The sequence below is a fragment of the Neobacillus vireti genome, from assembly GCF_036962465.1.
In the GTDB taxonomy this organism is placed as follows: Bacteria; Bacillota; Bacilli; order Bacillales; family Cytobacillaceae; genus Neobacillus; species Neobacillus vireti_B.
Window position 1 is genome coordinate 67,187 of sequence record NZ_JBALNF010000013.1, and the last position, 14,944, is coordinate 82,130.

At 42.5% G+C, this 14,944-nt stretch carries 9 protein-coding genes and 2 riboswitches; of the genes, 4 read left to right on the forward strand and 5 right to left on the reverse strand.

The features are described 5' to 3' along the window. Positions 1–136: 136 nt before the first annotated feature. Positions 137–1,888 (forward strand): aminodeoxychorismate synthase component I, encoded by a 1,752-nt coding sequence (pabB, locus tag V7077_RS05235; RefSeq protein WP_335499061.1) that lies wholly within the window; start codon positions 137–139, stop codon positions 1,886–1,888. Between the two features lie 686 nt (positions 1,889–2,574). Here pabB and atzF read toward each other — a convergent pair. The 5 genes from atzF to V7077_RS05260 form a co-directional block, all read right to left on the reverse strand. Beyond that, positions 2,575–4,314 carry an allophanate hydrolase gene (gene atzF / locus V7077_RS05240; protein ID WP_335499063.1) on the reverse strand — a complete coding sequence of 580 codons (1,740 nt, stop codon included), beginning with the start codon at positions 4,312–4,314 and terminating at the stop codon, positions 2,575–2,577. Then, on the reverse strand, positions 4,274–7,933 hold the full coding sequence (gene uca / locus V7077_RS05245) for an urea carboxylase (RefSeq protein WP_335499065.1): 3,660 nt from the start codon (positions 7,931–7,933) through the stop codon (positions 4,274–4,276). Before uca ends, atzF begins: the two co-directional genes overlap by 41 nt. A 20-nt stretch (positions 7,934–7,953) precedes the next feature. Beyond that, positions 7,954–8,604 carry an urea amidolyase associated protein UAAP2 gene (locus tag V7077_RS05250; protein ID WP_335499068.1) on the reverse strand — a complete coding sequence of 217 codons (651 nt, stop codon included), beginning with the start codon at positions 8,602–8,604 and terminating at the stop codon, positions 7,954–7,956. 2 nt (positions 8,605–8,606) lie between these two features. After that, positions 8,607–9,344: an urea amidolyase associated protein UAAP1 gene (locus tag V7077_RS05255; RefSeq protein ID WP_335499070.1), complete on the reverse strand. Its 738-nt coding sequence runs from the start codon at positions 9,342–9,344 to the stop codon at positions 8,607–8,609. 54 nt (positions 9,345–9,398) lie between these two features. After that, a riboswitch (guanidine-I (ykkC/yxkD leader) is annotated at positions 9,399–9,501 on the reverse strand. A 102-nt stretch (positions 9,502–9,603) separates the two neighbouring features. After that, positions 9,604–10,956 (reverse strand): APC family permease, encoded by a 1,353-nt coding sequence (locus V7077_RS05260; protein ID WP_335499072.1) that lies wholly within the window; start codon positions 10,954–10,956, stop codon positions 9,604–9,606. Positions 10,957–11,021: 65 nt separating this feature from the next. Next, a riboswitch (guanidine-I (ykkC/yxkD leader) is annotated at positions 11,022–11,130 on the reverse strand. A 672-nt stretch (positions 11,131–11,802) separates the two neighbouring features. Here V7077_RS05260 and V7077_RS05265 point away from each other — a divergent pair. The 3 genes from V7077_RS05265 to V7077_RS05275 are packed head-to-tail and all read left to right on the forward strand — an operon-like array spanning position 11,803 to position 14,909. Continuing rightward, positions 11,803–12,840 carry a Bug family tripartite tricarboxylate transporter substrate binding protein gene (locus tag V7077_RS05265; RefSeq protein WP_335499074.1) on the forward strand — a complete coding sequence of 346 codons (1,038 nt, stop codon included), beginning with the start codon at positions 11,803–11,805 and terminating at the stop codon, positions 12,838–12,840. A gap of 58 nt (positions 12,841–12,898) precedes the next feature. Beyond that, the gene (locus V7077_RS05270) at positions 12,899–13,351 is read left to right on the forward strand and encodes a tripartite tricarboxylate transporter TctB family protein (protein ID WP_335499076.1); all 453 of its coding nucleotides are present in this window, start codon (positions 12,899–12,901) and stop codon (positions 13,349–13,351) included. 31 nt (positions 13,352–13,382) lie between these two features. Continuing rightward, the gene (locus tag V7077_RS05275; protein WP_335499078.1) at positions 13,383–14,909 is read left to right on the forward strand and encodes a tripartite tricarboxylate transporter permease; all 1,527 of its coding nucleotides are present in this window, start codon (positions 13,383–13,385) and stop codon (positions 14,907–14,909) included. Positions 14,910–14,944: the final 35 nt, after the last annotated feature.

The window sequence follows — 14,944 nt, forward strand, 5'->3', positions numbered from 1 at the left end:
ACTAGCTCCTTTTTAATTCTTTCGATGTCCTTTACCTATTATAATAGTAGATAAAATAAAAGGAAAAGAGTTGCTTTTCAGATTAATTATTGTCACTATTTATAATGTAATAAAATTATTATTAAAGGACGTCATGATGGATACAAAACATAGAGGACCATGGATAGTTTTTGAATTTGCCAATAAGGACGGTGAAATTGAACCTCTTTTATTTAAAGAGCCAAAAAAAGTGATTGCAGCATTTACCATAGAGGAAGTATTGCCTTGCTTGCAGCTTGTTCAGGAAGAAGTAAATAATGGCTATTACGCCGCAGGATTTTTATCATACGAAAGTGCGGCTGCTTTTGATGCTGCATTTATTACAAATTCAGATAGTAAAATGCCGTTAGTATGGTTTGGGATTTTTACGGAACCAAGGAACGAAATCATTAGCAGTCAAGGATCGTATACATTAACAGAGTGGGAGTCATCCGTTAGTTTAGAAGAATATACTCAATCCATTCATGCCGTAAAGGATGGGATTGAAAGAGGGGATACCTATCAAACAAATTATACCATCCGGCTGCAAAGTCAATTCCAAGGGGATGATTATACCTTTTTTGAGAAGTTGAAAAAAGCACAGACTTCGGATTATTGCGCGTATATAAATACGGGGGAACATAGTATTTTATCGGCCTCACCTGAATTGTTTTTTCGTTTGGAGGGTAACCAGATCACCACTCGGCCAATGAAAGGGACCATTAAACGAGGGAAGACTTTTGAAGAGGACGATGCGAATGCCCGAGATCTTTACCTTTCCGAAAAAAACCGAGCTGAAAATGTTATGATTGTCGATATGCTGCGGAATGATTTATCTGTTATCGCGGAATTGGGGACCGTTCAAGTAACAAAACTATATGACATTGAAGCCTATCCAACTGTCTATCAGATGACTTCGACTATAACAGCAACAGTTGCTGAAAAGACGGAGTTAGTTGATATTTTTAAGGCACTCTTTCCTTGTGCATCCATAACCGGTGCACCTAAGGTCAGCACGATGAAAATTATTGCGGACTTGGAACCGGAGCCCCGTGAGGTGTATTGTGGAGCCATCGGTTATATATCTCCAAATAAGGATGCGGTTTTTAATGTTCCTATTAGAACGGTCTTGATTGATCAGCAATCAGGCCGAGCGACCTATGGGGTAGGAGGAGGAATTACTTGGGATTCTACTTCTGAAGGGGAATATGAAGAGGTTCTTGCAAAAGCGAGTTTACTTGAGGAAGATAGACCCGAGTTTGACCTATTAGAAAGCCTGCTTCTGGATAACGGTCAGTATTTCTTATTAACTGAACATATGGAGCGCTTGAAAAAGTCTGCTAAATACTTTGGGTTTTCTATTCAAATTGAGGAAATCCAAAGGGAATTGGATGTATTCGCCCGGCAAAACTGTAGCGGTATGTTAAAAGTGCGCCTCTTAGTAAATAAGAAGGGTGAAGTTACCCTAGATGGTCAACCTGTTTTACCTATGCTAGCCCCAATTAAGGTTAGTCTTGCCGGTAAGTCAATGGATATGGATAATCCGTTTTACTACCACAAAACAACCAATCGTTCAATTTATACTAATTTTCAACTAACGAAGCCTGCGGACGTTTTTGATGTATTACTCTGGAATAAAAATGAGGAGTTAACGGAATTTACGAATGGAAATCTTGTCTTGGAAATAGAGGGGGAATTATGGACTCCGCCTGTGAACTGCGGCTTGCTGGCAGGTACTTTCCGAGAGAAATTAATCAAGGAAGGAATGATTCAGGAGAAAGTCTTAACCATTGAGGACTTGCGTAAAAGCTCAAAGATTTGGTTTATTAACAGTGTGCGGAAATGGTTAGAGGTGGAATTAGTGGACTAGAGTGAACTATAGTGAACTATAATTTACTTCGGTCAGAATTAAGAGATCTCTTACTTGAGTTGTCCGAACTTGGGAAGTCTTTGGAGCGCTCGGAGTGATTATTGGGTTGAGCTGTCCGAACTTGGGATGACTTCGGACAGCCGCGCGTGATTACTGGCTAGAGTTGTCTGAACTTGGGATGACTTCGGACAGCTCGGCGTGATTACTGGGTTGAGTTGTCTGAACTTGGCTTGACTTCAGACAGCGGCACGTGATTACTGTCTTGAATTGTCCGAACTCGGCTCGACTTCGGACAGCTTCGCGTGATTTCTGGCTAGAGCTGTCCGAACTCGGCTTGACTTCGGACAGCCGCGCGTGATTTCTGGCCAGAGCTGTCCGAACTTGTCCTAACTTCGGACAGTTCCGCATGATTTCTAGCTAGAGTTGTCCGAACTCGGCTTGACTTCGGACAGCCGCGCGTGATTACTGTCTTGAGTTGTCCGAACTCGGCTTGACTTCTGACAGCGGCGCGTGATTTCTGGCTAGAGCTGTCCGAACTCGGGATGACTTCGGACAGCCCCGCATTATTACTGGCTAGAGTTGTTCGAACTTGTCTAAAAAAATCAAAGGTATACACGACCTAAGTATCGGCTTTAAAAAGAAAAAAAGGTTCATGTAGAGCCTTGTCTACATGAACCTTTTATTCATCATAAATAGCGCCAGCCACCAGTATATGAAATATCTTCGGCATTTTCAGCAGCAATGCCCTCACATATAAATCCTAATACTTCAGTCCCATCTTCCAGCTCAACTCTTCCTAATCCTAAAGGGGAAGGGATTAGTGCAGCAAAGGATCCAAGCTCTGACAAAGGCATTTCCCATAACTCCACTTCAATCGAAGCCCCTGCACCATTTGTTCGGATGAGCCCTGGTTTTGGAGGAAGCGAAGCTAATTTCACCATTTTGTATACAGAAGCAGTTTTAGCTTCTCGAACAAATAGCGCCCCATGATCCTTCATTTGTTTTTCAAGCGCAAAGCCTCTCATATGAAGACCGCAAACTGCTACTAGTTTAGTAGTTTTATTAACTGGAGAACCTAAACTATTTAAAAATAAATCCGATAGACCAGCAACCAAGTGTTCATTCACATGACTAGAAAACATCGTGATTCCAAAAGGAAGATTTTTTGCAGCATCATCACAAGGTACAGCAATCGCACACAGGTCCAATAAATTGCAATGATTCGTATAAAGTCCCATTTTACTATTTGTTTCAATTGGATTTTCCCGTACTTGTTCACGGGTCCAGGTACCACCGGAGGTAGGCATAATCAAAACCGCATTTCTAAGTTGTTGATGTGCACTTTGTTTAAATGCTTGCAGTTTGTGAAGAGCCTTAAATACAGAGGCCGCATCGTAATCCGGATTGGCCCCATTGCGAAGCACTTTTTCTGTTACTGGAAAAATAGCATCTTCATTGGAGTTAATGAATGATCCTAAATCGGACCAGCGCTCCGCCACCCATGGGCCATCATAAAGAATCGAAGCCGCCTCTGAAAAAAAGCTTCCATCGATGTATTCAATTGGAATAGAAAGACTCTTAATCCGGTCAACAGCATGCGCCCAAGCTTGTCGGTACTCGTTTGCAAAAGGGCCAAAGAATTCAGGTTCCTCTTTTAAAAGCAGAACTTTTTCCGGCAAAGCATTTGTTCTGCGTTTAACCTCCCGTGACCAAGGATCATTTTCCTCAAACCCGCGGACTACTTCATCCACAAGTAATGCATCTGCGAGGCAATTCGCAAAGACGGTTACGCAATCGAGGCTAGCACAAGCAGGAACAACCCCCTTTACCGGCCAAGCTCCTAGACTTGGTTTAAAGCCAACAAGTCTATTTAATGCTGCTGGTACACGGCCCGAACCTGCTGTATCTGTCCCCAGGGAAAATGCAGCAAGTCCTCGGGCAACGGAAACTGCAGAACCAGAGCTTGAGCCGCCGCTGATTAGGTCGGGGGAGAGGGCGTTTTTCGCTTCTCCATAAGGACTGCGTGTACCTACAAGTCCTGTTGCAAATTGGTCGAGGTTAGTTTTGCCGATGGGAATCGCTCCTGCTTCAATCAAGCGTTTCACTGCTGTTGCATGCTCACTTGGGGTGTAGGAATAGTCAGGGCAGCCAGCAGTCGTAGGAACATCTGCCAAATCAATATTATCTTTAATGGCAAAAGGGATTCCCCAGAGCGGTGTTTGCTCTGGGTCCATGTGTTCCAAACCATCAAGATAGGGTTGGATCCTCTCCATCGAAGGAGAGGTAATCCAAATATTAAACTCTTTGTCTGCTTCAGCACGTTTAACAATTTCCTTGCAAACAGCCTCCGGAGTAAGACTTTTAGATTGATAGTTCTTCTTCAGCTCATGAATGGACAGGGTTTGTGGTATGTTGATCGTTTTCATCGGCTGCACCTCGCATTTCTTTTGTGATAGAGACAATTAACTGGCCTGCATGAACCTCATCGCCAGGTGAAACATGTATAGAGTGAACATATCCGTCACAAGGAGCCAGCTGCGGAAACTCCATTTTCATACTTTCTTCTATTATTAACGTGTCGCCTTTTTTCACTTCATCGCCCGGAGTTACAAGGACCTTCCAAATGCTTCCTGGCAGGGCGGTGCGAACCCCTTCTGCTCCATCTGGCAAAACTTCCTCAACCGTTTCAGCTGCATCATGTTCTGAAACAAATTCAGCAAGGCCATTCTTGCGCCAATTTTCACGCTCCTCACGGAATGCAGCTTGTTGGGTCTCGCGGAAACGGGCAGTACTTTCTTTAATAGAATCGAGGAAGGTTAAATAGTCGCCTAACTTAAATGTTGTTTCCGTAATATCCACTTCGAATCGACCGCGTATAAAGTCCTCGCGCATTTCCAGCAATTCCTCGGCACTGACTGGATAAAATTGAATTTGGTCAAAGAAGCGAAGCAGCCATGGTTTGTCTGCATGGAAGCTTCTCGTTTCACGGAGGCGATTCCAAACTTGGACAGTCCTTCCGACAAATTGATAACCTCCAGGGCCTTCCATTCCATAAACGCACATATAGGCACCGCCAATTCCAACCGCATTTTCCGGTGTCCATGTACGGGCAGGATTATATTTAGTCGTCACTAAACGGTGACGGGGATCAACTGGTGTAGCTACTGGAGCCCCGAGATAAACATCCCCAAGACCGAGAACAAGGTAATTCGCATCAAAAACGATTCTCTTTACATCATCAATGTCATTAAGACCATTTACACGGCGGATAAATTCTAAATTGCTAGGGCACCATGGAGCATCCGGCCGTACATTTTGTTGATAGCGATCAATTGCCAGTCTTGTTGCCGGATCATCCCATGATAGCGGCAGACGAACAATACGAGAAGGAACTTCCATTTCTTCTAATTTAGGCAGCTTATCATTGATGGTTTCAATTACTTCACAAACCGATAAGATTGACATTTTGGTTGAATCAAAATGTACCTGAAGGGAACGAATTCCTGGTGTCAAATCTAAAACGGGGATTGCTCTTTCCGTTTCAATCGCTTCCATTAATGCATGAACCTGAAAACGAAGGAGAAGATCAAGCTCCAAATCGCCGAATTCTATTAGAACGTTCTCATCTCCAGCAGCACGTATGGTCATTGGGAAATTTCCAGCTGTATTTCTCTTAAGAATGGGGTAGTCAGTTGAAAACTGTTTAACCTCACCAGGCAAGGAAGGAATCGCAGAAACTCCATGATCCTTTGTACCAACTGCTTCCAAGAATTGCTCCTGCTGTTTGCGAAGTTCATCTGCTTCTTCCAGTGTTAGTAACCGGAACCTGACACGGTCGCCCGCATGAAGCTGGCCAATCTTCCAGAATTCAGCTGATGCGGCCGTGACAGGACAGACAAAACCACCTAAACTAGGGCCATCAGGTCCAAGTAAAATCGGCATATCACCAGTTAAATCCAGAGTTCCAATCGCATAAGCATTATCGTGTATATTCGATGGATGGAGACCTGCTTCTCCGCCATCTTCTCGTGCCCAATGCGGGGCAGGGCCAATTAAGCGGACACCGGTCCGTGAACTATTAAAATGAACTTCCCAGCTTGTATTTGTTAACTGATCTAGGTAGTCAGGCAGTAAGAATTCCTCGGTACAATGTGGACCAGGGATTACGCCAATGGTCCAGTTTCGTTCAATAATAGGCTGTTTTACGGCAGGAAGCCCGCTTCCTGTAAGAGTCGTACGTTTATTTACACGTAGTACATCTCCAGTGCGAAGTGCCCGGCCGCCATGACCGCCAAATCCACCGAGTGTGAATGTTGATGCACTGCCGAGATGAAGCGGCATATCCAATCCGCCTGCTACTAATAAATAGGTTCGCATGCCGGAAGCCGCTTCGCCAAAGGACAGCACTTGACCGCGTTTAACAGTTAGAACCTGATACATTGGAACTTCATTTTCATCGAGCTTAGCACTCATATCAGCACCAGTAAGAGCAATCCTCATATCACTGCGGAAGCGATAGGAGCCGCCGCGAAGTGTTAATTCAAGGCCAGCAGCATGATCTTCATTCCCAAGTAATTTATTCCCTATTCTAAAAGAGAACGGGTCCATTGGTCCGCAAGGCGGAACGCCTACATCCCAATGCCCGATTCGGCCAGGCCAATCCTGAACAGTTGTTTGAATGCCGCCATCAAGGACTTCTATCGCACGTTCATCTGGGAAGAATTCCTTTAACATTTGCGTATGGACATTGCCTGTTCGGCAATCCTCTTCTTCTAAAAGCGCCTGTATATATTGAAGGTTAGTAGTCACTCCATAAAGGCGGGTTTGTTCAAGGGCTAAGCTTAATTGTTTAACCGCTTCTTCCCGTGATTCTGCGTGAACAATGATTTTCGCAAGCATTGGATCATAAAGGGGAGTGACAACCAGACCATCACGCACCCACGTTTCAATTCGGGCATTTTCGGAAAAATGTACCTTGTCAAGCTGCCCGCCGCTTGGGCGAAAATCATTTAAGCAGTCTTCAGCATAGATACGAGCTTGGATACTGTGTCCATTAGGTGCGGTATACAGTGAATCTAAAGAACGTAATTCACCGGCAGCTTCACGGACCATCCATTCCACTAAATCAATATTTAACACTTCTTCGGTGACACCGTGTTCCACTTGAAGCCTTGTATTTACTTCAAGGAAGTAAAAACGCTTTTCATCTGGATCATATAAAAATTCGACTGTACCCGCACTGCGGTACCCAACTTCCATGGCTAACCGTTTCGCTGAAGCGAGCATTTCTCCTCTTACGGAAGAGGGGAGACAAGGAGCCGGGCTTTCCTCGACGACTTTTTGATTCCGGCGTTGAATCGAACAGTCACGTTCACCAAGCGCTGCGACTTCACCATACTCGTTTCCAAAAATTTGAACTTCAACATGCCGGGCTTTTTGGATATATTTCTCTAAAAATACTCCGCCGTTATTAAAATTGGCTTCTGCCAGCCTCGAGACGGATTCGAACGCATCACGGAGTGACTGTTGATTTAGACAAACACGCATGCCAATCCCGCCGCCGCCCGCAGTACTTTTTAACATGATCGGATATCCGATCCGTTCAGCCTCTAATAAGGCAGCATCCATATCAGTGATAAGTGACGTACCGGGAAGGAGGGGAACACCTGCTTTTATAGCGATCTCACGTGCCGAGTGCTTTAATCCGAATAACTCCATTTGTTCGGGCGTTGGTCCAATAAAAGTGATTCCTTTTTCACGGCACGCCCGAGCAAAATCGGCATTTTCACTTAAAAATCCATAGCCGGGGTGAATGGCCTCTACATGATTGTCTAAAGCCGCCTTCAAAATTAGGTCCGCATTTAAGTAGCTGTCTTTAGCAGCCCCTTCACCAATTAAAATAGCTTGGTCTGCAAGGTCCACATGCAGGCTGTCTTGATCGGCTTTCGTGTAGACTGCTATAGATTGGATGCCCATCTTTCGCAAAGTTCTTTCAATGCGAACGGCAATTGCGCCGCGGTTGGCAATTAATATCTTTTTAAACATAATGAGCACTCCTTTAGTTGTTATTTATCCCAAATCAGAACTTGAACAGGTGTAGGGTTATATGCGTTACAAGGGTTATTAAGCTGCGGGCAGTTACTGATTAAGACGAGCGTTCGGCAAATGGCCTGCAGTTCAACATATTTGCCTGGTGCTGAAACACCATCTTCAAATGTCAATCCTCCCGCTGGAGTAAGAGGAACGTTCATAAAAAAGTTTACATTTGGAGCCAAATCGCGTTTTGAAAACCTGCTGTCATGCTTAGCTAACTGGAGCATGAAGGTATCGCGGCAATTATGCATTGGCAGGGTATCATGTGAATACCTGACTGTGTTGCTTTGCGCTGAACAGGCACCCCCAAGTGTATCGTGACGGCCGCAAGTATCCGCGACAATTTTGACTAGCTCTTTTCCAAATTCAGAGATAAGTACGGATCCTGTCGATAAATAAACGTTCCCTTGCCTTTGAATGGTATTGACCGCACTGTAATGATCAGCAGGTTGATCGGCATCATAAAAAAGTGTATCTGCTGCTTGATTTCCTTCTAAATCGACTATACGAAGAACCTGACCTGGCTCAAGGGTGTAAATCCATCCTTCCCCAGCAGGGATGGTTTGGTGAAAGAATACATCTTCCATTTTTTTGTCACTAACAGTATGATTTAAAACGGCCATTATTAGATTCCTCCTTTGGAAAGTGAAAGGTATTCCCATGTATTTTCAAATGCACGTTGGTTTTCTGGCCGATGGTTGAAACAACTATCATTCTCTTGAATGGGTTCAGCTTCGGCAATCGTCACTTGAACAGGCACGGATGGGTAAGTGGTTGCTGGATTAAACGGGTTCGGTGTATTGGATAAGACTAAAATAACGTCCATCTCTATTCTCAGCGTGAGGGTGTCACCTTTTTTGCTGTGATCTGAAACATAATGCAAATTTCCATCATGATCACAATAAACTTTAGAAAATAAATTGACGACTGGCATAAGATCTCGAGCGGTTAAACCATTGCGGAATAGCTCCACTGCAAAGTTTTCTTCGCCGCTTCTGTAAAAATCATTTCTGTCATTTTGATAGGTAGTTATTCCATATTTTTGATTGGTAAGCACCCGTGAAGTGTAGCCAGAAAGGGGATCATGCCAGCCGAGCGAATCTTCAATGATGCTCGCAAGGACCCTGCCATTGTCACTCATCAGGACATTTCCCTTTGTTAAATGGGCAGTGTGCTGGGCTTTTAGGGTATCCGGCATATTGTAACGTTCGGAAAGATCATTTGCGTTATATAGCAGCAGGGAAACATTCGCACCCTTCTCGAGAGCAGTGAATGTGATTTGTTTTCCACGTCTAATCAGAGTAGACCATTTACCTCCCGCTGGAATCATTTTTGAGATTTTGGAAGGTGATAAAGTGTTCATGTCATTTTTCCTCCTAATAAGTAATAAAAAAAGATAAAAGCCATGGGGAGATGAATCTCCCAGGCTTTTATCCTTCCGTGTATACAGCTTAACTGTACGCTCTCTCTCGGACCAGTCTTTAAAGTTATCTTTAAACGGAACCCTAGACAGCTTTTTGTTTCCAACCTTTTGTGGAAACCTTTATTTAAGATGACTTCAGTATATCGTTTGGCGATGAGATTTAACCACAATCATGTTATATTTTCTAACACGGTTTTTACTAGTCGACTATTTGTTTAACTTTAGAAATGGAATATTTCCTTCCCTTTGCCACTTCCCATTTTGATTTAACTACTAGGTAAACAAACCCAACAGCTACCCAAATCAATCCAATAAAAAGGGTGGTTTTGTCAAGCAGAGTCAACAGCCAACCGATAAAGCTAGCACCAATGAGAGGGAAGATCAGGTACAAAAATGTTTCTTTTGGTGACCTTCTTTTTTGCCTGATATAGTAATGAAAGACGACTGAGAGATTAACGAAGGTAAACGCAGTTAGTGCTCCAAAACTTACAAATAACACAGCTGAATCAAGATTAATGAACACGGCTGAAAGGGAAATGACTGAAACAAACAATATATTGGAAACAGGTGTTTTATATTTTGGATGGATCGTCGTAAATAATTTTTTCGGTAAAATCGATTCACGGCCAAGAGCAAAAAGGAAGCGGCTGACACTTGTTACGGAAGAGACACCCTGTGTAAAAGTCGCCACAATCAGGACCATGATAAAAAGTGAGCTCAACAAGTTACCGCCAACGAGCTGAACAAGCCTGTATGCAGCATTATCTGGATTGGTAAATGTGAAATTTGGAAAGGCAATTTCCGATAAATAAGATATGGAAAGATACATAATGACGGCAATGATGACAATCAGATAAATCGCTTTCGGTATCGTTTTCTTCGCATTAATAGTTTCTTCTGCCATTGTTGTCACAGCGTCAAAGCCGAGGAAACAGAAACAGATAAGCGCTGCGCCCGATAAGACTCCGTCAATAGAGACATGATCATTAAAAAAAGGGGCTAAAGAGAGGATAGAGTGAGAATCAGTCTGGCCAGTAAGAATATCCTTTACTACTAAAATGCAAAAGAGAATGATAAACGCAATCTGGAAAAGGACCGACAAACCGCTAACACGTGCGGCTGATTTAATCCCGACAATATTAACGATGGCTAAGACAACGTTCATCAGGATAATCCATACAAAAACTGGAATAGAAGGGAATTCAGTATTCATAAAAATCCCGAAAGTAAGAATCGCAATAATGGGTGAGAAAATATAATCTAATAAAAGGGCCCATCCAACCAGATATCCAGCAATAGGGTGGACCGCTTTCTTCGCGTAGATATAGGCAGAACCAGAAATCGGATAGGCCTTAACCATTTGGCTATAGCTATAAGCAGTAAAGAAAATCGCAATAAATGCAGTTACATAGGCAGCAGCGAGCATTCCTCCGGCAGCATCGAAGGCTACACCATAGACAGTGAAATAAATCATCGGAGTCATCCAAGCCAGCCCCATAAAGACCACTTGGTGAAGTTTCAGCGTTTTAACAAGTGTTGGTGTTTCTTTCATTTTCATCCATCCTTTTCGGTGATTTGTCCAGGAAAGAAAAAGCCCGGGAGAATTTTATAAAAAAATTCTCCCGGGCTTTTATCCCTCCGTGTATACAGATAACTGTACGCTCTCTCTCGGACCAGTCCTTAAAGAGTATAGAAACCTTTAAACGGAACCCTAGAAAGCAATTCTAGTTCTGCGATTTGAAAAATGAGAACCTTTATTTGGTTGATACGTTGAAGTATAAAGCAGAAAAATAAGAAAATCACTGATTGTGTTAGGTTTGCTAACATGAAAAATGAATCAGACTGGATGAACAGGTAAAAGGTATAGGCAAAAATAGTTCACCCAGGCTGAGTATAACCGTATGACTAGACGAAAAATATGTAGAAAAATCAAATAAATTGGAGATGAAAACTAGGTTAGACTATTGGAAGATAAGGGAAAAACAACATTAAGGAAATCCTTTATATTAACCCATCTGGATTAATCGAAAATTTAATGAACAATATTCGTTAGGGGGAGTATAAAATGAAGATAAATGCACCTGAATGGCTATCACTTAGCAAGGATATAAAAGTGAAGCTGATCCGTTTAGCCATTTTAGAAAATGCAGCCAAGAAATCTTTCAAACAAGGACAATAGTATATATCATATATGCCTAAGGTCAGGAAACCACTAGATATTCTAGTGGTTTTTTGTCTATGACATTCACTATTTAATCGAAAAGCGTTTGAATCTAGAAAATCGTGAACTTTATGAACAAAATGATGAATAAGTTTTTAATGTGACTTAAATATACAATATTTAAAACATTCGTAAATTTTGTAAAATTAAGAAAACGTTTACAAGGGGGAATGTGGAATGTTTTCTTTAAAAAAAATCTCAACAGTTATGTGTGCAGGGGCTTTGGCATTAAGTTTGGGAGCTTGCAGCAGTAGTAAGGAAACAGCAGGTACGAATTCAGGTAAAAAAGAGGAAAGTACTGGCTATCCTACAAAAGCGATTACTGTAGTGGCTCCATCTGGCGCCGGTGGAGGATGGGATTTAACTGCCCGTTCATTTACAAAGATTTTAGGTGAAACAAAATTAGTCAACCAGCCAATGACGGTAGAGAATAAACCGGGCGGCGGGGGCGCAGTTTTTATGGCTGAATACGCAACCCAGCAAGCTGAAAATAATGACATGCTGTTTGTGAATTCACCGCCAATTATTATCAACAACCTCAAAAAAGAAGGGAACAGTCCATACGGTTACAAAAATACAACTCCGCTCGCACAGCTAACCAAAGATTATGGGGCAATCGTGGTTAAAAATGATTCCAAATTTAAGGATTTAAAATCAGTGTTAGAAGAAGTAAAGAAAAATCCAACAAAATTAACGTTTGCTGGCGGTTCCGCTCCAGGTTCGATGGACCATTTAATTTCGATCCTTCCTGCTTATAAATTTGGGGTTGATCCAACAAAAATTAAGTATGTCTCATACGATGGCGGCGGGGAAGCCATCACAGCTCTGCTTGGTGGTAATGCTGACGTTATTGGTACCGATGCATCGAGTGTAAAGGAGTTTTTAAAAGCGGGAAAAGTAAGGGTGCTGGCCATTACAGCTCCAGACCGATTAGCTGGCGATTTTAAAGATGTTCCAACCGCAAAAGAACAAGGAGTTGATGCGGAGTTTACCATTTGGCGCGGAGTATTTGGTCCAGAAAAAATGTCTAAGGAAGCTTTCGGCTATTGGGAAAAAACCATCGATAAATTAGTTCAATCGCCTGAATGGAAAAAAGAAGTTGAGACACAAGGCTGGGAATTAGAATACAAAAACGGATCAGACTTCAAAAAATTCTTAGGAGAACAAGATCAGCAGATCCAACAATTACTAACTGCCTTGGGAATGCAGAAGTAAAGCAGAAAGGGGAGGAGGTAACGATATCTCCTCCTTATTTTTATAGGGGGTGACTCATGTGGAGATAAAATTTGATCGTTTTGCATCTATCTTATTTTTAACTGTCGGTGTTCTTTTTATAATAGGGAGCAAACATATTTCGAGCTCTTCCTATGGAAGTGTCGTCGGCCCTGATATTTTTCCATTTGTCCTCGGCATAATACTTGTTTTACTTAGTATCCGATTATTCTACGAAACACTCATTAACAAGAATGGCCATAGCAAGAAAGAGGAATTACAGTACAAGCCTTTCGCCATTATTATTATTGCTACGTTGGTTTATATCTTAACCCTCGAATCAGTCGGGTATGTCATTACCACCTTCCTTTTTTTAGTGGTTTGTTTCCAAACCATGGAGAGAAAAAAACTGATTTCTTCTATTATAATTGCGGCAGCTTTCTCAGGAATTGTATATTTCTTATTTGTAGATGTCTTAAAGGGAACACTTCCAGGCTGGCCAATTTGGTTTTAGATTAACTTGAATCACTAGAAGGGGTGCAAAGATGAGTACACTCGATTATTTATTGCAAGGATTTGGAACAGCACTTGTTTGGTATAATATCCTATTTGCTTTTGTTGGCGTGTTAATTGGTACCGCTGTTGGGGTGCTCCCAGGAATTGGACCGATGAGCGGGGTAGCATTACTTATTCCCGTCACAGCCTCAATTACAGGTGGTCTCCCGCCGGAACAGGCAGCTACGAGTGCAATTATTCTATTAGCAGGCGTCTATTATGGGGCAATGTATGGCGGTTCAACCACTTCCATTCTCTTAAATACCCCTGGTGAATCTTCCTCAGTGGTTACAACCCTCGATGGGTATCAAATGGCTAAGAAAGGGAGAGCAGGAAGTGCACTATCCATTGCGGCCATCGGTTCATTTGTAGCAGGGATTGTTACCCTAGTTGCATTGATTGCTCTGGCAAAACCATTATCAGCAGTGGCCCTCAAGTTCGGTCCAGCCGAATATTTTTCATTAATGCTCTTGGGACTTGGAGCAGTAAGCGGTCTTGCTGGAAAATCAGTTACCAAGGCCTTAATCATGACAGTATGTGGCTTATTACTTGGGACAATCGGAATAGATACAGTTTCAGGAATTGCCCGATTTACGTTTGATATTCCCTGGCTCTTTCAAGGGATTGAATTCTTAACGATTGCCGTCGGATTGTTTGCTCTTGGCGAGGTATTTAAGACGATTTTAGAAAAAGAAGAGGAAGAAGGCGAGATTGCTAGAATCACGAATTTACTTCCATCGAGGGAAGAATTTAAGGAGTCAGCAGGTCCGATTGCCCGCGGTTCCCTCTTAGGTTTCTTTGTTGGTATTTTACCCGGCGCCGGTGCAACTCTTGCTTCATTCTTCGCTTATTTACTAGAGAAAAGAATTTCTAAAAACCCTTCTAAATTTGGAACGGGTGCGATTGCCGGGGTAGCTGCACCTGAATCAGCTAATAACGCAGCCTCTGGCGGTGCAATGATTCCGTTACTAACGCTTGGGATCCCTGGTTCCGGTACAACAGCTATATTAATGGGGGCATTAATGATGTATAATGTTCAGCCTGGTCCGTTATTATTTGAAGACCATCCACAGGTAGCTTGGGGGTTAATTGCCAGTATGTTTATTGGAAATATCATGCTGCTCATCCTCAATTTGCCGCTAGTAAAAGTATTTGCAAAAATCATTGAAACACCTAAGAAATATTTAATTCCAATGATTATCGCAGTGTCTATATTTGGTGTGTATGCAGTTCAAGTTTCAACGAATGATCTATTACTTTTACTCGGATGCGGGGTTTTTGGATATTTCCTCAGTAAACATGATTACCCCATTGCGCCGCTAGTGCTTGGCCTTGTCTTGGGACCTATGGTTGAGAATAATTTACGGAGAGCCTTAACGATTTCAAACGGGGATTATGGTGTCTTCTTTACACGTCCGATTTCGCTTGTCTTTCTACTGATTACCGCTCTTTGGCTAGTGATTCCGTTTATGATGAAGCGTCGAGGAAAGGAAGTCATTATCAATGTTGAAGGATAAATTTTTTTAATAGTTTAAAAACTCCTTTTAATAAG